The 20,058-nt window shown below is 43.3% G+C and carries 22 protein-coding genes, 1 tRNA gene and 2 pseudogenes; 17 read left to right on the forward strand and 8 right to left on the reverse strand.

Translation table 11 applies throughout. From position 1 onward, the window contains the following. Positions 1-46: 46 nt before the first annotated feature. Positions 47-119: transfer RNA gene (locus tag H6F92_RS08440), tRNA-His, on the reverse strand. A gap of 103 nt (positions 120-222) precedes the next feature. On the opposite strand from H6F92_RS08440, the gene H6F92_RS08445 reads away from it, so the two are divergent. Further along, positions 223-609, forward strand: a complete 387-nt coding sequence (locus H6F92_RS08445) for a DUF4359 domain-containing protein (protein ID WP_190357511.1) — start codon at positions 223-225, stop codon at positions 607-609. A gap of 94 nt (positions 610-703) precedes the next feature. Here H6F92_RS08445 and H6F92_RS08450 read toward each other — a convergent pair whose 3' ends face one another. Then, positions 704-2,311 carry an MFS transporter gene (locus H6F92_RS08450; protein ID WP_190357512.1) on the reverse strand — a complete coding sequence of 536 codons (1,608 nt, stop codon included), beginning with the start codon at positions 2,309-2,311 and terminating at the stop codon, positions 704-706. A 471-nt stretch (positions 2,312-2,782) separates the two neighbouring features. On the opposite strand from H6F92_RS08450, the gene H6F92_RS08455 reads away from it, so the two are divergent. From H6F92_RS08455 to H6F92_RS08460, 3 genes and pseudogenes are all read left to right on the forward strand, one after another. Further along, complete coding sequence (locus H6F92_RS08455; protein ID WP_190357539.1) at positions 2,783-3,886, forward strand: glycosyltransferase family 4 protein; 1,104 nt, start codon at positions 2,783-2,785, stop codon at positions 3,884-3,886. Positions 3,887-3,941: 55 nt separating this feature from the next. Further along, positions 3,942-4,100, forward strand: a pseudogene (locus tag H6F92_RS26750) (RNA-guided endonuclease TnpB family protein); the annotation flags it as partial. A 135-nt stretch (positions 4,101-4,235) separates the two neighbouring features. Continuing rightward, a complete protein-coding gene (locus tag H6F92_RS08460) occupies positions 4,236-4,667 on the forward strand; it encodes an NUDIX domain-containing protein (protein WP_190357513.1) in 432 nt (143 codons plus the stop codon). A gap of 336 nt (positions 4,668-5,003) precedes the next feature. Here the strand turns inward: H6F92_RS08460 and H6F92_RS08465 are convergent, their stop codons facing one another. Then, complete coding sequence (locus H6F92_RS08465; protein WP_190357514.1) at positions 5,004-6,221, reverse strand: ABC transporter permease; 1,218 nt, start codon at positions 6,219-6,221, stop codon at positions 5,004-5,006. A gap of 258 nt (positions 6,222-6,479) precedes the next feature. Further along, a complete protein-coding gene (locus H6F92_RS08470) occupies positions 6,480-7,964 on the reverse strand; it encodes an efflux RND transporter periplasmic adaptor subunit (RefSeq protein ID WP_190357515.1) in 1,485 nt (494 codons plus the stop codon). Here H6F92_RS08470 and H6F92_RS08475 point away from each other — a divergent pair. The 3 genes and pseudogenes from H6F92_RS08475 to H6F92_RS27030 all read left to right on the forward strand — a co-directional run. Then, positions 7,906-8,052 (forward strand): hypothetical protein, encoded by a 147-nt coding sequence (locus H6F92_RS08475; protein ID WP_002740204.1) that lies wholly within the window; start codon positions 7,906-7,908, stop codon positions 8,050-8,052. The two genes, H6F92_RS08470 and H6F92_RS08475, sit on opposite strands and share 59 nt — an antisense overlap. 34 nt (positions 8,053-8,086) lie before the next feature. Further along, positions 8,087-8,968 carry a tetratricopeptide repeat protein gene (locus H6F92_RS08480; RefSeq protein ID WP_190357516.1) on the forward strand — a complete coding sequence of 294 codons (882 nt, stop codon included), beginning with the start codon at positions 8,087-8,089 and terminating at the stop codon, positions 8,966-8,968. Positions 8,969-9,256: 288 nt separating this feature from the next. Continuing rightward, positions 9,257-9,361 (forward strand): annotated as a pseudogene (locus tag H6F92_RS27030) (AbrB/MazE/SpoVT family DNA-binding domain-containing protein); the annotation flags it as partial. A gap of 26 nt (positions 9,362-9,387) precedes the next feature. Here the strand turns inward: H6F92_RS27030 and H6F92_RS08485 are convergent. After that, positions 9,388-9,552, reverse strand: a complete 165-nt coding sequence (locus H6F92_RS08485; RefSeq protein WP_190357517.1) for a hypothetical protein — start codon at positions 9,550-9,552, stop codon at positions 9,388-9,390. A 180-nt stretch (positions 9,553-9,732) separates the two neighbouring features. Between H6F92_RS08485 and H6F92_RS08490 the strand changes: the two genes are divergently transcribed. Next, a complete protein-coding gene (locus H6F92_RS08490) occupies positions 9,733-9,972 on the forward strand; it encodes an antitoxin (protein ID WP_002779916.1) in 240 nt (79 codons plus the stop codon). Between the two features lie 9 nt (positions 9,973-9,981). Then, positions 9,982-10,410: a type II toxin-antitoxin system VapC family toxin gene (locus H6F92_RS08495; protein ID WP_002788601.1), complete on the forward strand. Its 429-nt coding sequence runs from the start codon at positions 9,982-9,984 to the stop codon at positions 10,408-10,410. A 4-nt stretch (positions 10,411-10,414) separates the two neighbouring features. On the opposite strand, the gene H6F92_RS08500 is transcribed toward H6F92_RS08495, so the two are convergent. Both H6F92_RS08500 and H6F92_RS08505 read right to left on the reverse strand, forming a co-directional pair. Next, complete coding sequence (locus H6F92_RS08500) at positions 10,415-10,681, reverse strand: hypothetical protein (protein WP_190357518.1); 267 nt, start codon at positions 10,679-10,681, stop codon at positions 10,415-10,417. A 353-nt stretch (positions 10,682-11,034) separates the two neighbouring features. Beyond that, a complete protein-coding gene (locus H6F92_RS08505; protein WP_190357519.1) occupies positions 11,035-12,222 on the reverse strand; it encodes a glycosyltransferase in 1,188 nt (395 codons plus the stop codon). Between the two features lie 269 nt (positions 12,223-12,491). On the opposite strand from H6F92_RS08505, the gene H6F92_RS08510 reads away from it, so the two are divergent. The 7 genes from H6F92_RS08510 (at position 12,492) to H6F92_RS08540 (ending at position 17,169) form a co-directional block, all read left to right on the forward strand. Then, entirely contained in the window at positions 12,492-13,715 is a 1,224-nt protein-coding gene (locus tag H6F92_RS08510) for an NAD(P)/FAD-dependent oxidoreductase (RefSeq protein WP_190357520.1), read from the forward strand. Between the two features lie 30 nt (positions 13,716-13,745). Next, complete coding sequence (locus H6F92_RS08515) at positions 13,746-14,948, forward strand: S-layer homology domain-containing protein (RefSeq protein WP_190357521.1); 1,203 nt, start codon at positions 13,746-13,748, stop codon at positions 14,946-14,948. 247 nt (positions 14,949-15,195) lie between these two features. Beyond that, positions 15,196-15,405 carry a PIN domain-containing protein gene (locus H6F92_RS08520; protein ID WP_190357541.1) on the forward strand — a complete coding sequence of 70 codons (210 nt, stop codon included), beginning with the start codon at positions 15,196-15,198 and terminating at the stop codon, positions 15,403-15,405. Positions 15,406-15,698: 293 nt separating this feature from the next. Then, on the forward strand, positions 15,699-15,917 hold the full coding sequence (locus tag H6F92_RS08525; protein ID WP_190357540.1) for a hypothetical protein: 219 nt from the start codon (positions 15,699-15,701) through the stop codon (positions 15,915-15,917). Further along, positions 15,914-16,189: a ParE family toxin-like protein gene (locus tag H6F92_RS08530; protein ID WP_190357522.1), complete on the forward strand. Its 276-nt coding sequence runs from the start codon at positions 15,914-15,916 to the stop codon at positions 16,187-16,189. The genes H6F92_RS08525 and H6F92_RS08530 overlap by 4 nt, the downstream gene beginning before the upstream one ends. A 247-nt stretch (positions 16,190-16,436) precedes the next feature. Further along, the gene (locus tag H6F92_RS25430; protein ID WP_199308167.1) at positions 16,437-16,781 is read left to right on the forward strand and encodes a hypothetical protein; all 345 of its coding nucleotides are present in this window, start codon (positions 16,437-16,439) and stop codon (positions 16,779-16,781) included. Positions 16,782-16,788: 7 nt separating this feature from the next. Continuing rightward, positions 16,789-17,169: a type II toxin-antitoxin system VapC family toxin gene (locus tag H6F92_RS08540; RefSeq protein WP_190357523.1), complete on the forward strand. Its 381-nt coding sequence runs from the start codon at positions 16,789-16,791 to the stop codon at positions 17,167-17,169. Between the two features lie 18 nt (positions 17,170-17,187). Here H6F92_RS08540 and dusB read toward each other — a convergent pair whose 3' ends face one another. After that, positions 17,188-18,195, reverse strand: coding sequence for a tRNA dihydrouridine synthase DusB (gene dusB / locus H6F92_RS08545; protein WP_190357524.1), 1,008 nt, complete (start codon positions 18,193-18,195; stop codon positions 17,188-17,190). 199 nt (positions 18,196-18,394) lie between these two features. On the opposite strand from dusB, the gene H6F92_RS08550 reads away from it, so the two are divergent. After that, positions 18,395-19,969 (forward strand): glucose-6-phosphate isomerase, encoded by a 1,575-nt coding sequence (locus H6F92_RS08550; protein ID WP_190357525.1) that lies wholly within the window; start codon positions 18,395-18,397, stop codon positions 19,967-19,969. The last annotated feature ends 89 nt before the right edge of the window (positions 19,970-20,058 follow it).

Here is a 20,058-nt window from a genome sequence, read left to right on the forward strand (position 1 = left end):
ATCGGAGACAGGAGACTACCTAGGGGATGGGAGTAGTTCATAAGAGGGCGAACGAGGGGACTTGAACCCCCGAATGGTGGAACCACAATCCACTGCCTTAACCACTTGGCTACGCTCGCCGCACACCTTCCCTAGTATAGCACAAAACGAATGGTTGGCAACAGGTTTTTTATCCTCAATTCGGGCTATGGTTAGGGTAAGTGAGTGATGATTTGAGAGCTTATGAAATTGGCACGGTTAGGGGGAGTGGTGGTAGGAGTGGTTTTAGGGGGAATTGCGGGGATATTGCTGACAACTAACCCCAATCGTCAAGATTACGAACAATACGCTTCCCAGAGGTTAACTAGCTATCTTAGGGATAATGTCTGCGCTCGGGCGCAAGCTTCCCTCGATGTGCAAGCTCTCTTGCGGGGTTACTGTAAAATGTTGGTGGATACGGGTCAACCTTTTTTACAAGAAGCGATCGCCAGTAAGACCACTAGAAAGAATTTTCTCATTTTCAGCGTTTATCAAACGGAATTATGGTTCCCTCCCCCTTTACCTAGTTATCACTTCAGCAGCGTCGGTTTTTTGAACAAATTATACATCTACGAAGCTTTAGAACTGTAATCAGGCCATGGGTATGGGGATTTTTAAAACCTAGACCCAAACTAACTTTTGGATACGATGCACAATTGGCATTCATAGCTTGATTCAGCAAGGACTACTTTTCTTCTTGTCTTCTTGCTGCTAATCGGTCTAAAATTTCGGCGTGAACTTGGCGAGTAATTGGATAAAAATAGGCAAGAATTAAGCTAATGATCAGGAAAAATGCTGGTAAAGGGGCAATTGCTAGGCGAATTGCTATTAAAGCACTATCTGGCTGCACGGGAATTGCTTCTCCTGGGATTCTCGGTTTAAAACCCGATGTTTCCAGGGCAATACCGACAAGAAATAACCCCAAAGCTAAACCAATTTTTTGCAAAAGTACCATGAAAGCATAAAAAATACCTTCTCGACGTTTTCCTGTTTCTAATTCGTCTAATTCAATCACATCAGGAACCATTGACCAAGGAATTAAATAGGCCACAGATACGCCAAATCCCGCTAAAACTGCCAAAGTATACATTAAAGTTATTTCTCCTGGTTGGAGCAAAAATAAACCGATTTGGGCAATAATCCAGACTGTCATCCCTAAAAAATAGACTATCTTTTTGTCCAATTTCTGACTAACTGCTTGCCAGAAAAATAACATCACTAAAGCTGTTCCCTGTACTGCTAAAGCGACTAAACCCGATTGTGCTTCCGATAGTCTCATGTAGCTGACGACGTAGTAAACCAAAATCGAGGCGGTTAATTGTACTCCTAACCAGGCACAAAGATAGATGCCAATAACGTATAAAAAGGGACGATTACCAAAAACTATTTTTAATTGTTCTTTCAGGGGAATAGTTTCGGTATTATTAGCAGCTTCCCTCTGTTTAATTGCTGCGCTATCCCTGAGATGATTTTCAGTTTTGCCATAGTAAAGGGTTAACCCCGAAACTATCCCTTCTATTCCTAATAAAATTGTGGAAATAGCGATAAAGTCTCTGGGATTTACCCCAATTTTTCCTAGTCCATAGACCGAGGAAAGCCCACCGATAACTATAAAAGCAATTGCCAAAACTTTTTTCTGGGGAGAATTGAGAATCGCTTTTGCTCCTCGTTCTTGCAAAACTAAAGCGCACCAAATAACTGCTATAATCGATATTAAAGCACAAACTACACCTAACAATAAAAAAGCTTGATGGAGATCGTTGCGATAGGACGATGAGACGAGAATATAGAGAATTAATGAGAGAATGCTGCCCCCGATAGAAAAGGCAAAACGAAAACTATTTAAGCGGGTTCTCTCATTATAATCATGGGTTAATTCAGGGGTGAGTGCCTGGTAGGGAAGATTGACTACTGTATAGGTTAAATTAAAGATAATGCCGATAAAAATATAATATAAAAATAACCATAATTGGTTATTAGTCGGGATTAACCACAGTAAAAAATAGCTAATTCCGAAGGGAATTGACCCCAATAACATCCAGGGTAAGCGACGACCCCAAATAGTACGAGTTCGATCGCTCCACATGCCAATAATCGGATCGTTAATAGCGTCGAAAATTCTCACCACCATCAGCACACTACCAGCTAATCCTGCCGATAATCCTGCCACATCAGTGAGGAAAAATAGCAGGTAAAATACCGAGATATTAGCAGTTATAGCCGGTCCAAAATCCCCCGCACCATAGGCGATCTTTGTGGTTAAATTGAGTCTTTCAGAAGTTAAATGAGCCATAAAAGCAATTACAGAGATTAAAATAAGCTTAACCGTTCTCGGGGCATTTGTAACCTTTGCCAGAGCAGTTGAGGAAGTTTAATTTTTTTTGTCTCCAGTAATTCCTGAAAATATCCAGCGTTAAAAAGGGAAGATTCCTCGATGACACTGGGGACAAAGAAATAGCTTTATCTGTGGCATCCCAGAAAATTCTGACTATTTCCCCGTCCTTCACTTTTTATCTATCTCCTTGGCCAGCATTATCAGCTAAACTGAGTAATATCAGTTATTTTAGCTATCAGCATCGGAATTATCCTGATTCTGGCAGTTAAACTCAAGAACAGCGACCAGATTGTTCTTTTTCGGACTGTTAGCGGTGAGGATGTATTACTTGGGGGACGATCGAGATAGATCAAGAAAGTGCGATAGTACAGATAAGAGATCAGGGAAAATTTTTTCGCCCAACCTAAACCTTTTTGACGCTGACGTTCTATCATGTCTCATATCTTCCTATTTTTAGAGATTTTTGCCCAAGAAGGCGGTATTCAATCGTATATCAAGGATGTTCTACAAGCTTATCTCACTTTGCCCGGTTCCGAGGCGGCCGAGGTTTTTTTGCTGCGGGATGCCCCTGATTGTCCTAATCCTTTCAAAAATCAAGGTATTACCTTTCATTACCTGAAAAATAACTCAGCAACTCTCGGACGCATCCAATTAGCCCTTAAATTTCTGGTTTCTCTCCTCCGGAAACGTCCCCAACGGGTTTTTTGTGGTCATATAAATTTAGCCCCCCTCACCCGTCTTTACTGTCAAGCTTTAGGCATACCCTACACCGTCCTCACCTACGGCAAAGAAGTCTGGGAACCTTTAGCAAATTCCCAAAAACAGGCCCTGCAAGCGGCCGAATCGATCTGGACAATTAGCCGTTACAGTCGCGATCTTATGTGTGAGGCTAACGCTATTGATCCCAAAAAAGTAGCAATTCTCCCCTGTGTGGTGGATGAGGAAAAGTTTAATTTAGGTGAAAAGTCCTTGACATTAATCAAGAAATATGATCTAGAAAATGCCAAAGTTTTATTAACAGTGGCCCGGTTGTGGTCGGGGGATATCTATAAAGGGGTAGATGTGACCATTCGGGCCCTGCCGACAATTCTAGAGACTTATCCCGAAGTAAAATATCTAGTCATTGGACGGGGGGATGATCGCCCCAGGTTAGAAGCTTTAACCAAGCAGTTAGGAGTGGATAAACAGGTAATTTTCGCCGGTTTTGTCCCCACGGAGGAATTAGCCGACCATTATCGTTTAGCCAATGCTTACGTTATGCCCTCCCGGGAAGGATTCGGGATTGTTTACCTAGAAGCGATGGCCTGTGGTATTCCCGTGATTTCTGGAGATGAGGACGGTTCAGCAGAGCCGCTGCAGGATGGTTTAGTGGGGTGGCGTGTTCCCTATCGAGATGCCGAAAAGGTGGCTAAAGCTTGTCTAGAAATTTTGCCCGGTCAGGATCAACGTTGTCACCCGCAATGGTTGCGTCAACAAACTGTAACTAAATTCGGCAAAAAGACTTTACGGGCAAAATTACTCGATTGGTTGTAAGCAAGCGTATCCTAATTTTACACAACCGGGCAAGATGTCTGTTAAGATAAACGGCGTGGCAACTTTAACTCTCACACTTAAACTTCCTTTTTATCGGTTAAACCAGTGCCAAGCACAAGAATTTGAGCGACTAACTGAGTTGAATAAGGGTATGACTAATCAACTTCTAGAAACCCCTAAAACAGATAAAAGAAAGTGGGGGCATCCCACTTTCTTCCTGAGTATAAATACTTAAGTTTAAATAGAAGGTATGAATGCCCACTGTACATCGTATCCAAAAGTCAGTTTGGGTTTAGGGTTTAAAAATCCCACAGAAGAAGATTCAGAGATCAAATCAGCAACGCCAAAGATGACAACCTATCGCAATCCTGCTCCCACTGTTGATATTATCATCGAACTGATCGACTCGCCCCACCGTCCGATCGTACTGATTGAGAGAAAAAATCCGCCCTTTGGTTGGGCAATTCCGGGGGGATTCGTGGACTACGGTGAATCGGTGGAAACGGCGGCCATTCGGGAAGCTTACGAGGAAATCAGTTTGCAGGTGCAGTTAATCGAGCAATTTCACGTCTATTCCGATCCTAACCGCGATCCGCGTCAACACACCATTAGTATCGTTTTTATCGCCACGGCAAAAGGCAAACCGATCGCTGCCGATGATGCCAAAAAAGTGGGGATTTTTCATCTCTGGGAATTCCCCCAACCTTTATGCTTTGATCACGATCGCATTCTCAATGATTATCGTCGTTATCGGGATTATCAAATCCGTCCCACACATTAGATCTCTTGTAAAAATCAAAAATTGTTGTTAGGGTTAGGAGTCAGTAGCCAGTAGTCATACCATTTTTCTTTATTCTTGGCAGGTATCTTACCCCCCCTTGCCCCCCCGACGTCGGGGGGGTTGGGGGGGTGGGGGGTTAGGGCGATTAACCATCTCTGCCATTACTTATGAAAAATGGTATCAGTAGTCAGGAGAATTAAGAATAAATAATCATCAATTAAATGGTCTATTTACAGATTTAAGGAAACGTTAAAAAATTAAGCTAAGGCGCATTTTAACCGCCTATCCTGAGATTAGCTGAATCTCCCCCAATCCCTTTACTAATGCGCGGGCAGCTTAGACACTTCTGAGGGCGACAATCGGTTCTAATTTAGAGGCACGATAGGCGGGAAAAACGCCAAAAAAGAGACCAATACCCGTGGAAACGCTCAAAGACAGGGCGACGGCGCTGGCGGAAACAGTGGCAGCCAGGGGAGAGAAACTGGAGACGAGAACGATCGCTCCTGCACCGAAGAGAATACCAAACGCACCGCCGGCGATGGAAACGAGAGTTGATTCAATCAGGAATTGTAAGAGAATATCCTGTTCTCTGGCTCCGATCGCTTTTCTTAGTCCGATTTCCCCAGTTCTTTCCGAAACCGAAACGAGCATAATATTCATCACCCCGATACCACCGACAATTAGGGAAATACCGGCGATTAGAGCCAAAAGTAGGGTGAGACCCTGGGTAATCGTGCCGAAGATTTCGATCATCTGTTTAGCAGTTTCGACGCGAAAATCATCCTCAGCGACGATTTTATGGCGTAAACGCAGGAGATTCTGGATTTGGAACTTAGCGGCGCGGATTTCCTCCCCCGATCGCGCGGTGAGACTAATCCAACTCAACTCGACACCGTAGGCAGAGGTTTTGCCCACCAGTTGCGAGTTCATGGTGCTAAGGGGAATAATCAGCATTTCATCCTGATTATTGCCAAAAAAGGAGCCTTTCGCCTCTAAAATCCCGATCACCTCAAAACTGAGATTTTTGATCCGCAGCTGTTGACCGAGGGGATTTTGGGTGGGGAAAAGTTGCGCTACCACTTCACGGCCGATTACCGTTACTCGTTTGTTGCGGGCTAGATCGATATTATTGATAAAACGACCTTTTTCTAGGGTAAAATTGCGAACAGAAGCGTATTCTGGGGTGCTTCCCGTCACTAGAGCCGTCATGTTGCGATTACGATAGGAAATCAAGAAACGAGCGTTTATTTCTGGGGCGACTTCGGCGACGGTGGGAACCTGTTCGGCGATCGCCTGAGCATCAGCTAAAACTAGGGTTTTCGGTAAATTAACGGTGGTATTGCGTGCTTGTCGCGACCCCGGCACCACAAAAAGGGTATTGGGTCCCAAGTTAGCAAACTGGTCATTGGCTAAGGTTTGCGCCCCTTGGCCAATACCGATCATGGCCACCACCGAAGCGTTACCGATGATAATTCCTAACATGGTCAGGCCGCTACGCACTTTATTGGCCCCTAGGGTGGCGACGGCCATTTTTAAACTTTCGATGATAAACATATCAGTTATCAGTTATCAGTTATCAGTTATCAGTTATCAGTTATCAGTTATCAGTTATCAGTTATCAGTTATCAGTCATCAGTTATCAGTTATCAGTTATCAGTTATCAGTTATCAGGTTTAATTTTTAAGTTATCAGTTATCAGTTATCAGTTATCAGTTATCAGTTATCAGTCATCAGGTTTAATTTTTAAGTTATTAGGTTTAAGTTTTCAATTTTCAATAAATTTAGTATCTTTCACTGGTCACTGATTACTGATTACTGATTACTGATTTTAGTTTTCGAGGTATCTTCAGCCCCTTGGGGGAGATCGATAAAGACCTTTTCTCCGGCTTCCAAACCTGATAAAATTTGAGTTTTATCGTCTAAGACCAAACCGATCGAAACGGGTTTAAAACTGGGTTTATTTTCGGCATCGGGAACTAAAACCCCTGACTTGCCTTCCCGGGTGACAATGGCTACAGTCGGCACGACGAGGGCATTATCTAACTGCTGGCCGACAAAAGTTACATCCACATTCATTTTTGATTTGAGTTTGTCGCGTCCCGTCACCAAACCGATTCTCACTTCAAAAGAAGTAACATTATCCTCGATAATTGCTTCAGGAGCCACGAGAATAACTCGACCTTCAAAGACTTCTTCAGGAAAAGCATCGGCGACAATGCGCACGGGTTGGCCGCGCTGCAATAAACCCACATCTACTTCCGGCACTTTCGCAATCACTTCCAATCCCGATGCCAGGGCGATAATCGAGGTGGAAGTGGCGGAAGCGGTACTAGAGGCCGAAGTGGTGGGAGTGACAAAAGAACCCTCGGTGGCGTATTTTTGGGTGACGATGCCATCAAAGGGAGCAGTAATGACCGTATCGCGGTATTGAATCTTGATTTGCTCTAAATCGGCCCTGGCGGCCGCTACTGCTGATTCTAGTCGAGCCAGCTCGGTTTCTTGGGTTTTTTGGCGTTGTTCGAGGGCAAATTTCGCTTCTGCGATCGCTGCTGCCGCTCGGATCATTTCCTGCTCAATTCCGGCCACTTCTGGGGAAGCAGTTTTATCTGCTTGTTCCAAACGGCGGATCGATTCGTCTAAATTGGCTTTAGCGTTGAGATATTCATTGAGGACGGCATCAAATTGGTCTTGGGCGATCGCTCCTTCCCGGACTAAATTTTCATTGCGTTTAACCCGATTTTCTGCTAGTCGAAAACGGGATTGGGCTGCTTGTACCTGAGCTTGCAGCTGGTCTAAATCTTTGGGAATTCTTTCTTTGGCCTGAGCTAAACGGGCTTCTAATTGCTTATAACTGGCCTGGGCCTGATAAAATCGGGCTTGTAATTGCCGGATATCTTCGGGAATACTGCGTTTAGCCTGTTCCAGATTGGCTAGAGCTTCCCGTAGATGCGCTTCTGACTGCATTCCCCGGGCATACACCTCTAAATTATCCATGACAGCGAGGGTTTGTCCCCTTTTAACAATCATGCCCTGATCCACCAATAATCGCACTAATCGGCCAGGGTTTTTCGGGCTAATGTTGACACTTTGGATTGGTTCCACCCTACCACTAGCTTTAATTTCCACAGCGAGGGTTTCCCGTTGAGCAGGAACGGTCATTTTCGCCAATTCTAGGGCAGGAGGAGGTGTTTGCAGTAAGCGATAAGAAACCACTCCCACCGCCAGAAAACCACTAGCCATGAGTCCGAATATCCAAAATAGGGGGCGATTTGATTTTCCCAACACGGTTATTGCCATCGATCAGCCAAAAGTTAATTGGTTATATACTAACGTCTCTAGAGTTGCCTTTGTTGTTTCTTTAGCCAACAACTCCCAAGCGAGATAGACTGATTAAAAAAGGCCTATCGCGGGGGTAAACTGTGCCAAAACTTCGATTAATCATTTCTTTGCTCATTTTTTTCGTCGCTGGCAGCCCGCCAGCTTTTTCCCAAGCACTACTCCCCTACGCCATCGAACCAGGGTTAGAACAGATGGAACAAGCGGGAATTGAAATGGCCGAAGATGCCATCCAATTAGCTCGTTTTCGCCGTACCGATGCCGCCCTTTCCCGAGCTAGGTTAGCGGTGCAGTTAGCCCCCCATCTCTATCAAACTTGGTTTATTCTCGGTAGTTTATATCTGCAAGACGATCAGGTACAACCCGGTATCGAGGCATTAAATCAATCTTTGTCCCTTGCTCCCGCCGAGGCCCAAGCTAATATTAAATTTTCCCTCGGTAGTGCCTATTTTCAGAATCAGGATTACCAGTCTGCTATTGCCCAGATTGAAGCGGGTTTGCAAATTAAACCCGATATCTCCCCCGCTCTTTTTGATCTCGGTAATTCCTATCTCAAGTTAGCACAATATCCTGATGCGATTGCAGCTTACGAAAAAGCTGTTAGTCAAGATAAAGATTTTTGGCCGGCTATTAATAATATTGGTTTAGTTAAATACGAACAGGGTGATAAGGAAGCCGCTCTTAAAGATTGGCGGGCCGCTTTGAAAATCGATCCTAAACAGCCGGAACCTCAGTTAGCTATTGCGGTGGCTATTTATAGTCAAGGAAAAACTGAGGAGGGGATCAAATTAGCTCAGGCCGCTCTCACTAGCGATAGTCGTTATGCCAGTCTGAAATTTTTAGGGGAAAATCTCTGGGGTAAAAGTCTTCTGCAAGACACGGAGAAAATGTTTAATCATCCCCAAATGAAAGATTTTATCGCTCGTTTACCACAACCAACCCCAGAAGCGGACGAAGAAAATTAAGCTGATAGCAGCAAGCATTAGGATAACCCCTTAGTTAATTTGCTAGGAATTCTTGAGGCTTGCTCTAACTAATTAGGACTGGCTGAATATCGGTAGCAGCTTTGCTAAAAAATGGTTTTGGGACTTTATTAGCAAAACAACAAACTTTTTGCCGCAAACCCCAAATACAGTACAATTATTACAGTTAAGGGTTTGAAAGGCCTAGGATGATGGCAAAGCAATCAAGGGCGATCGCGGTGACAGAACATGATAATAAGTGTCCTGAATGTCTGCATATCTAAGACTCTGTCTTCCATTTCTCTACTTTCTTTGCTGACTACTTTGCCAGACATTACAGACAATTTTCCTGATATAGATGAAGGGTTGCTTCCCCTTGATGACATCACATTTTAGAATGAAATAGCCCTGAAATTTTATTGTTATAAATAGATTCGTTCAAAAGGTTCTTTTCGATAACGGCGATAAACATCAAAGTAAAACGTAGGGTGCGTTAGACGGCGACAATCTCTGCTTAAACTTAAATCTAACAATCCGTCGTAACGCACCACACCTATCCCTTGTTCCAAGGCTCTGCCTTGGAACATAATATCTAAGGCTCTGCCTTAAAGTAGTATTTAGGAAGAACTGGAATTTCAGTAAACAGTTATCAGTCAACAGTTATCAGGTAGAACCTGAATCAAGGGTTCCCAGGTTCTACCTGGGAACGAGATAACTAGATAAATAAGTTAAAATAGTAAGGCGATCATTAACAAAGGGGTCAACAGATGCAAAATTTACGTCAGGTTTCTTTACTAACAAGTGGACAAGAGCAAGTATTAACTATTCCTCCTGAACTGGCCCTATCAAGTACAGAGGTTTTGTTACGCAAAGAAGGTCATCGCTTAATCATTGAGCCGATTTCTTCTGGTTCTCTACTTTCTTTGCTGACTACTTTGCCAGACATTACAGACAATTTTCCTGATATAGATGAAGGGTTGCTTCCCCTTGATGACATTACATTTTAGTACCACCCAATGACCTATCAATATCTGCTTGATACTAACATCCTATCACATTTGATCAGGTATCCCCAAGGTCAGGTTTTCCAGCATATTGTGGATGTCGGCGAAGAAAGCGTTTGTACGAGCATCATTGTGGCGTGTGAATTAAGATTTGGAGTGGTTAAAAGTGGTTCCTCCCGTCTGGTGCAGCAACTAGAACGCATCCTGGAGTTCTTGACAGTTTTGCCATTAGAATCAACTGTAGATAAGCACTATGCCCTAATTCGTAAACATTTGGAGCAAGCAGGAACCCCAATCGGTCCAAATGATTTACTGATTGCTGCTCATTCTCTAGCGCTTGATCTGACTCTTGTTACCGCAAATACTCGTGAATTTGAGCGTGTGCCTGCTTTGAAGTTAGAGAATTGGTTGATTGATTCTGTAATAATTTTTGGGGGATAATTTGTCATAAATGATGTTGCTGATAATGGTTTTGGATATATTCTGCAACTACTTTTTTGCGGTTTTCTCGCAATGACAAATCAGGTGGAGCATTTTCTAAAAGATGCTGAGGATGACCTCCCCGGCGTTGTAATAAAGTTTTACGCGGTTTTAAGCTTTGCCAATGTTCGTAAATGAGTTTTTTCAGAAGTTCTTCTGAGCTAATATTCTCTTCGGAAATGATGTCTGCTAGATAGTTCTCGGTTTCTCGATCTAGATTAATCGATAACATTATAATTTCAGGGGATAAATCAACATCTTTGATTATAGCTTAAAATCCATGATCGCACTCACCCCCCATCCCCAATTGAGTTTGCTAGAGAAAAATTCGGGGTACGGGCGAAGCATTCGGATAGGAAATCGAGGGTTTCAGTAATAGGTTATTGTCCGAATGCTTCGCTCCTACTTAATCATCTAACAATCCGTCTTAACGCACCACACCTATCATTAATTTATTTGGTGCGTTACGCTATCGAAGGGCGCACCCTACTGGACTTTTTCAGTTACTATTTTCTTTCACTAACATCAGATTTTAACAGGTCAAAAGCCTTATTTTAAAAGGGTTTTACCATTATTCAGCAGATCCTAATTAGGATAAACTCGCCCTTTCCAACTTCCCCCTTGGCCGCGCCAATAACCCAGGGCAGAATCCACAGTCATTAAACTATAAAAGAGGGCAATTAGGGGTAAAGTTGAAGCCCGCAGGGGGGATAATTTATATAGTCTTAAAGTCGGGCTATAGGAGAGGGCCATTAGTAATAAGGTGACGGTACTAATTATAATAATTGATGTTTGTTTTAATACCAATCCCCAGATTAAGCCCAAGGGGGCGGCTAAATAGGTTAAAAACATCCCGAAAATTGTCCCGATTAACCAAAGTGTTGAGTAATTTAGTTGCGTAAAGGCGGTCCGGGCTACCATATTCCAAATGCTGGCTAAATCGGGATAGGGACGGAGACTATAGGTGGTTTCTGTTAATCCTAACCAGATAGATTTTTCGGTATTTTCGGGGTGATTTTGCAGATATTTTTTAACCGCAATCGCCAAAGAACAATCATCAATTAAAGCTTGTTTAAGAATATCAATACTGCCAATTTTTTCTAGAATATCTCGGCGAATTAAAATGCAGCCCCCAGCGGCGGCAGCTATCGGGGAATTAGGGTTATTAACTAGGGGGAAAGGATAGAGTTTCTCGAAGAAAAAAACAAAGGCAGGAATGAGAAATTTTTCCCAAAAACTGTCACAGCGTAGCAACACCATCAGGGAAACTAAAGCTTGTTTTTCTTGTACTGCTTTAGTAACTAATTGCGTTAAATTATCTGGTGCGTGGGCAATATCGGCATCGGTAAACAGAAAATAATCGGGGGCGAATTTCTCGGTAGCCTCTGTTATTCCCTGTTTCATTGCCCATAATTTACCCGTCCATCCTATCTCTAAAGCTTGTCCAGAAATAATAGTTATCTGGTCAGATTTATGAGATTGTTCTGCAATTTCTTGAGCAATTTTTTCCGTACCATCACTGCTTTGATCGTCAATTAAAATAATCGAAAATTCGCCTTGATAATCTTGGTTAAAGAGGGAGGTTAAACTGATAGGTAAAACGTCGGCTTCGTTTCTCGCTGGGATAATTGCCGAGACTTTTGGATAATTTGTTAAAGGAGAAGTGACAGGATTAATTTTTTGGTTAGATAGCCAAAATTGTCCCCTGGCTAAGATTAAATATAACCAAATTATCAGCGATAGGGAAGTAACTAATAATAAGAAAAATGTCATAAGCTGGTGGCCTTTCGATGAGAGAATAGGGAACAGGTTAAAAAGAGTAAGTAGGTAGGTGTTGAAAACTTTCAGATCCCCCCGCCTATCGGCACCCCCCTTATTAAGGGGGGCAAGGGGGATCGAACCTAAAATCCATTTTTAATTTAATTATAATCAGCTACTTATCAAATTTAGATGGACAACAGCTTCATAAGTTTGGGGTTTAACAGGGGGCAATTTAGGGTAAAATAGAAGCAAGTTAGCAAGATTAGACGAGGCAGTAAATCATGGATTATGATGTCGTAATTATTGGGGGGGGACCGGCGGGAGGTCACTGTGGCAGATTATTAAGTGAAAAAGGTTATCGTGTTCTTTTGGTGGAACAACATTCTAGTTGGCAAGATAATAATTTTTCTAGTGCCGCTTCTCCCCTAGAAATTTTAGAACAATTCAATCTCCCCGAAACCGTAGTGGCTAGGTTTTGGAAAAATATCGAAATCATCTCCACCAGCATACATCATTTTTGGTCATCACCGCAACCTTTAGGGGTAGTTTTTGATTTTGCCAAATTGCGAGAGTTTTTAGCCGCAGAAGTGCTGCGTTGGGGGGGAGAAGTTCGTTTAGGTTGTCGTTATCTGAAATATCAACAGATGGAGGATCAGCTAACTGTTTTCTTGAAATCAAAAGGCGAGGAAATCGAGACAGTTACTACTCGTTTATTGGTTGATGCCACGGGATACGCTAGAGCAGTTATGTATAAACATAGACGAGAAAAACCTAATTTTTTAAAAGCAGTCGGTATTGAATATTTAATTGCTGTGCCAGAACTAGATTATCAAAAATATCAAGATAATTTAGTGTTTTTTCTAGGTCATAAATGGAGTCCTAAAGGTTATGGCTGGATTTTTCCTATGGATAATCAGCAATTAAAAATAGGAGCCGCTTGGTTAGAGGGAGAACATCCTTATATTTCTGAAGTTAAGCCTTTAAAAAGTTATATTACACAAATTATGCAAACCTACATGAATCTCTCGAAATATGATATAATTGACAGCCATGGTTCTATTTTAGAATATTCGCTCAATCTGCAAGATATTTATTATCAAGAACCGAATATTATAGCGATTGGTGATGCTGTTTCTACGGTTAACTTTTTAGGAGGGGAAGGTATTCGCTATGCTATGAAAGGAGCCGAAATTGCTTGTCAATACATGGAGGAATATTTACAGGGAAAATCGAGTAGTTTTGCCCCTTATCAACAGAGGATGCAGGAATATTTTCAACCAAAATGGAATTTATCCGATCGCCTCAGTCGCAAAGTTTATTTAGAATATAGTGATGCGCGTATTGATCAAGGAGTATCCTATCTCAAGTATCTTGCCACCCAGGATATAATCGACATTTTATTTTACTACAAATTTGAAAAATACACAAAAGGGTTAGGAGGATTTCTGCTGGGGAAATTACGTCAATGGTGGCGCAAAATTTTTCCTAGTCAAAAACCTAAGTAAATAGGCTAGGATAAAGCTAAGGAAACAATATTGGTAAAGACCGTGAGTAAGTTTATTCGCTACAGTACAATTATCACTCTGCTGGGCATTTTAGCAGCCTGTAGTGGCAATCCTGCCCTAGAAAATCGTCTGGCTGCCGATCCTAATCTACAAACAAATCCCATACCAGAAAACTCTCCTAATAACCAGCAATTACCCGCAAATTTTCCCGCAGAAATTCCTCGATATAGTCAATCAGAATTATTATCCGTGCAGACAAATCCTGATAATACTGGTGGGCAAACCCGTTGGCAATCCAACGATCCCAGCAATGCGATCGAGGCTTTTTATCAACAGGAATTAGTTAATAATAATTGGGAAATTATCACTCCCTTTTCTGGGGAAGGAGTTAATAGCACCTTGACAGCCCGTCGAGATAATTTAGAATTAACTATCACCATAACTGCCACTTCTCCCAATACCGAATATAGCCTCGATTATCGTCCAACAGGAACGCCGATTGCTTCCCCTAGTCCCTCCCCTAGTCCCTCCCCGTTACCCAATCTCAATCCCACCAGTTTTAACGATCTCGAATCCTTACCTAATCCCTTAAAGAGCCACATTCAAGACTTAGCTAGATTAGGGGTATTAACAGGTAATAACAATCAGTTTAACCCTAATGATACAATAACGCGCCGAGAATTTGCGCGCTGGTTGTTACAGGCTAATAATGCCATTTATGCTAATGTAGCGGGTAAACAAATCCGTGTAGCTACTGCCAATAGTTCCCCAGCTTTTAGTGATGTTAAAAATAACGATCCCGATTATATTTATATTCAAGGATTAGCGGAAGCGGGGTTAATTCCCTCTCCTTTAACGGGAGATAGTAGTGCCCTTTTATTCCGTCCCAATGCCCCTTTAACCCGGGAAGATTTAATCGCTTGGAAAGTGCCATTAGATATCAGAAAAGCTTTACCGAGCGCCAATCTTGATACGGTTAAAAATACTTGGGGTTTTCAGGATACTAATAAAATTAACCCGCAGCTGGTGCGCGCCCTTTATGCCGATTTTCAAAATGCCGAACAAGCCAATATTCGGCGAGTTTTTGGTTTTACTACCCTATTTCAGCCAAAAAGACCAGTAACTCGCGCTGAAGCTGCCGCTACTTTATGGTATTTTGGTTTTCAGGGTGATGGTGTTTCCGCTGCCGATGCCGTACAAGGTCAAGATCCGCAACAGAGTGGGGTTAATTAATAGGGATCATCCCACTTTTGCCATAAGCAATTGTACTTAGATGCGAAATACTTATATGGCAAGCCTTTTCGGGAGTTCATAGATTTTCAACGGTTCTCGCGCATTGTGTGATTGGAACCAGAATCGTTACTACAAAAGCCTTCTCAACTTTCTGAGCATTTATACTCATTACATAATTGGGATGCTCCCATTCAACGTTGAGGAAATACCGTGAACATCAGCCTAGATCTACCTTCAGAGCCAGAGAATGAGTTATCAAAAAAATCCTCCTAAAACAGGGCTGGAGCCAGTTGCTTATTGGGAAAGTGTTGGGGTTATTGGCTCCCCACCTGATATGGCTGTTGGGCATAATGCAACCCTTGGCACTTTCAACGTGAAGCACTATCGAGTCATCCCGGGCTTGAGCATTGATTATGCTTGTGGAGTCCATCTGTTATCATCTTGGGTAGTTCTGTAAACGGAACTGCCCGGATGCACATCTGCCGGTATTACACAAAGGGAAACTCTCAACAATATACGCGAAGCGATCGAGCTTTATTTACAACCTGATGCTATCGACTTCTACCCGGACAGTAATCCGTGAGGTTATGGTGGGATGACTCGACTCGGGAGGTGGTAAAATAGTCCGATGCCTGTAAAACATTAACAAAACATGACTAAGCTAAACGGCGCTTAACCTGCATGATCCAATAGCTATAACCCTTTTGGAGTCTATATCGGTGATCCGAAGTAAAAGCCGTTTAGCTTACTCTGTTGCAAAAAGCATTCACAGAAATCCAGAAACTGCCAGAGTCTCTTCAGGATGAACTTGCTCAACAATTGCTGGAAGACATTGAAAGTGAATTAAAATGGCAGCAAAGCCTTTCTAACGAAGATCTGGAATTGGGAGCTTTAATAACAATGGCACAGGAAGCCCTGATAGAAGAACAAGAGGGAAGAACAGAAGATAAAGGCTTTGGGGAAGAATGAAGTCAGCCAGAACCAAGAGGTTTCGTCAACTTTTTCTCAGTTTGCCGCAAAGGGGACAAGAAACAGCCAAGAAAAATTACGAGATTTGGCAAGAAAATCCATTTCACCCCAGCCTAGAGTTCAAAGAGGTGAAACCAAGAGAAAAAATCTGGTCAGTCAGAGTCGGCATTGGATGGCGAGCATTAGGGATTAAAAAGTCAGACGAAGAAAAGATAGTTTGGTTCTGGGTTGGGTCGCACTCCGAGTATGACAAGATTCTAGGTAAGAATTAGGAGCGATCTAACCAATCACTGCACCCGACCGAGAGTTAGACTAATAATATTATTCAAGGTTGATGATAGCGGGTCAGTGCGATCGTTATCTGTAAATATTCTCATTTTCAAGGTTTAATTGGGCGATAACTCTATCAATTAAATCACAGCCCTAGGCTGGTTTGACCCAAGGAAACCCAACCCCTTCGTTTAACTGAATATATTCCGATATAATCAAAGACAGGTCATTGAACGTTGAGGAAATACCGTGAACATCAGCCTAGATTTACCTTCAGAGCTAGAGAATGAGTTATCTGCAGAAGCTTCTCATCTCAAATTGCCTTTATCAGAGTATATTCTGCGTGTTCTCTCCTTTCGCCCTTTTCTTCAAAATCCTCCTAAAACAGGGCTGGAGCTAGTTGCTTATTGGGAAAGCGTTGGGGTTATTGGCTCCCGACCTGATATTATCGATAGTCAGGAGCAGGCAACAACTACTAATACTATTAATAAGATAATCCATGCAACAACATCTACGACCCGACCTGATATTATCGATAGTCAGGAGCAGGCAAGCAAATTGCGCCATGAAGCTGAAACCCGTGAGCGGGCTTAGGTAGTAAATGTACCTTGTCGATACTGATGTCATGATTGATATTCAGCGGGGTTATGAGCCTGCAATCGCTTGGTTTGCCTCTCTCCCAGAACTGCCGAGTATCTCTGGCTTTGTTGTGATGGAGTTGATTCAGGATGCTCAGAACCAGCAACAGGTTCGTCGAGTCCTACAGCTTGTAAAACCGTTACCCATTGTTTGGCCTACTGAAGCTGACTGTACCCGTGCTTTATCTGACTTTACGACTTACCATCTGTCTCATAAAGTTGGACTGATTGATGCCTTAATTGCCGCTTCTGCCGTTGGGCATAATGCAACCCTTTGCACTTTCAACGTGAAGCACTATCGAGTCATCCCGGGCCTGCGCATGGAGCAACCCTATAGTCGCTGAAGTAGCCTAACCCCACCGTTATCTGTCAATATTCTCGTTTTCAAGGTTTAATTGGGCAATAGCTCCATCAATTAAATCACAGCCCTCCCCCAGGGATTCGATCCGCGAAAACCGATCGCGCCAAACCGCCGCACCGGTAAAATCCTGACAATACCAAGCCAGATGTTTCCGTGCTTGCCAAATACCGCGTTGTCCCTTGTATAGCCATAGCCCCTGTAAATGCTCTTTAGCTAGGCTTAACAGGTCAATAGAGGTGGGTTGCTGCAACTTTTTGCCTGTTTTGAGGTAATAATCGATTTCCCCCACCAAATAGGGATAACCGAGGGTTCCCCGCGAACACATCACCCCATCGGCCCGGGTAAATTCCAAACAATTAATCGCCGCTTCCACAGAAACAATATCACCATTAGCAATGACAGGAATCGATAAAACCTCCTTCACCCGTTTAATCCATTGCCAATCGGCCGGCCCGTGATAACCCTGTTCCCTGGTGCGTGCGTGCAGGGTCAACATTTGCACTCCCGCATCTTCCAAACGACGGGCAAAATCGATAATATTAATCTCCTGAGCGTTCCATCCCAAGCGAGTTTTCACCGTTACCGGCACCGATACCGCTCTCACCACTTCCCTAACAATTTGCTCGGCAATTTCTGGCTGTCGTAAAAGCGAAGAACCGCCACCTTTTTTAGTAATTTTATTAACAGGACAACCCATATTAATATCGATGGTCATCGCTCCTTCCTTAACCGCTTTTTCCGCCGCCACAGCCATAAAATCGGGACGGCAATCAAATAACTGCATACTAATTGGTTGTTCTTTGTCCCCGATAACCATTAATTGCGGTAACTCTTGCAGCTGGGAGATTTCTGTCGCATTAACCATCTCGGTATAGAGCATGGAATCAGGAGCAAAGCGTCTCACCAAGCGCCGAAAAACTAAATCGGTGACACCGGATAAAGGTGATTGCAAGACGCGGCTATGCACTGCTAAATTACCGATTTTGAGAGGGGATGAGTAGATAACCATAGAACCAGTTAAAAAATCAACAGCCAACACCAGCAAACCGAACAATTAGGGGATTGTTCCGTCACTGTTAACATTTTGCCAACCCCTAATATATGCTTAACCGTCATCTTCTAGTCTAAAACTACCTGTATGATGATTGGAGAGGATAAAATCTTATCTCTCCTAAACGAGTAATTAAACCAAAATTTCGCTTTTTTTTATGGATAATCTGCAACTCTGGCAACGTTACCAAGATTGGTTATACTATCACCCTAACCTAGAACTTTATCTCGATGTCAGTCGGATTCCCTTCGATGAGGCTTTTCTCAAAGGTCTAGAAGCAAAATTCGAGCGTGCTTTCCAAGATATGGCAGCCTTAGAACAGGGTGCGATCGCCAATCCCGACGAACAGCGTATGGTCGGCCACTACTGGCTGCGCGCTCCTGAACTCGCTCCTAACCAGGAATTGCGGGACGAAATCACCGAACCCATAGCACAGATCAAAGAATTTGTCAAGAAAATTCACTCTGGAGCGATTAAGCCGCCCAATCGGGCAAAATTTAGCCATATTCTCTGTGTAGGCATCGGGGGGTCTGCTTTGGGTCCCCAATTCGTCGGTTCGGCTCTATCCCCCCTTAATCCCCCCTTAGAGATTGCTTTTATTGATAATACCGACCCTAAAGGCATCGATCGCACCCTAGCCCATTTACCCTTAGCTACCACTCTCGTTATCGTCACCAGTAAATCCGGCGGCACTCCCGAAGCGAGAAACGGAATGTTAGAAGTCCGCAACGCTTACGAAAAACAAGATTTAGACTTTCCCCAACACGCGGTCGCCGTCACTATGCCGGGTAGCCAACTGGACAAATACGCCCAAGATTGGCTAACTCGTTTCCCCATGCAGGATTGGGTCGGTGGTCGTACATCAGAACTATCCGCCGTCGGTCTTCTCCCGGCCGCTTTGCAGGGTATCGACATTGATGAAATGTTAGCCGGGGCCAAAGAAATGGACATGGCCACCCGCGTCCATAACCTGAAAAAAAACCCTAGCGCCCTACTTGCTCTAGCTTGGTATCATGAGGGCAACGGCAAGGGAGAGAAAGATATGGTGATTCTGCCCTACAAAGACAGTCTCTATCTCTTTAGCCGCTATCTGCAACAATTGGTAATGGAGTCCCTCGGTAAAGAAAAAGACCTCGATGGTAATAAGGTGTACCAAGGGATCGCCGTCTATGGTAACAAAGGTTCTACGGACCAACACGCCTACGTCCAACAATTACGCGAAGGTGTTCCCAATTTCTTCGCTACTTTTATTGAAGTGTTAAAAGACCGGCAAGGAGATTCGATAGAAGTGGAAACCGGCTCCACTGCCGGCGATTTCCTCTCAGGATTACTGCAAGGTACTCGACAAGCTTTATACGAAAATAGTCGTCACTCTATCACGATCACTATCCCAGAGGTTACTCCCCGTCAGGTAGGGGCCTTAATCGCCCTCTACGAAAGGGCCGTTAGTTTCTATGCTAGTTTAGTTAATATTAACGCCTACCATCAACCTGGGGTAGAAGCAGGGAAAAAAGCCGCCGCTTCTATTCTGGATTTACAAAGAAAAATCGTGCAAGTTGTTCGGGAAACGGGGACTTCTCTTGACCTAGCCACTCTAGCGGCCAAAATTGGTGCTAGTGACCAAGTTGAAGCCATCTATAAAATTGTCCGTCATCTCAACGCTAATCGGCGCAGTTTAACTATTACCGGCGATTTAAGTAAACCGGAAACGATCCAAATCTCTACCCGCTAATCAGTTATCAGTTATCAGTTATCAGTTATCAGTTATCAGATGTAAGTCTTAAGTTAATTAGTTATTTAGTTATTTATTTATCTTCATCT

The sequence above is a fragment of the Microcystis wesenbergii FACHB-1317 genome (assembly GCF_014696875.1).
In the GTDB taxonomy this organism is placed as follows: domain Bacteria; phylum Cyanobacteriota; class Cyanobacteriia; order Cyanobacteriales; family Microcystaceae; genus Microcystis; species Microcystis wesenbergii_A.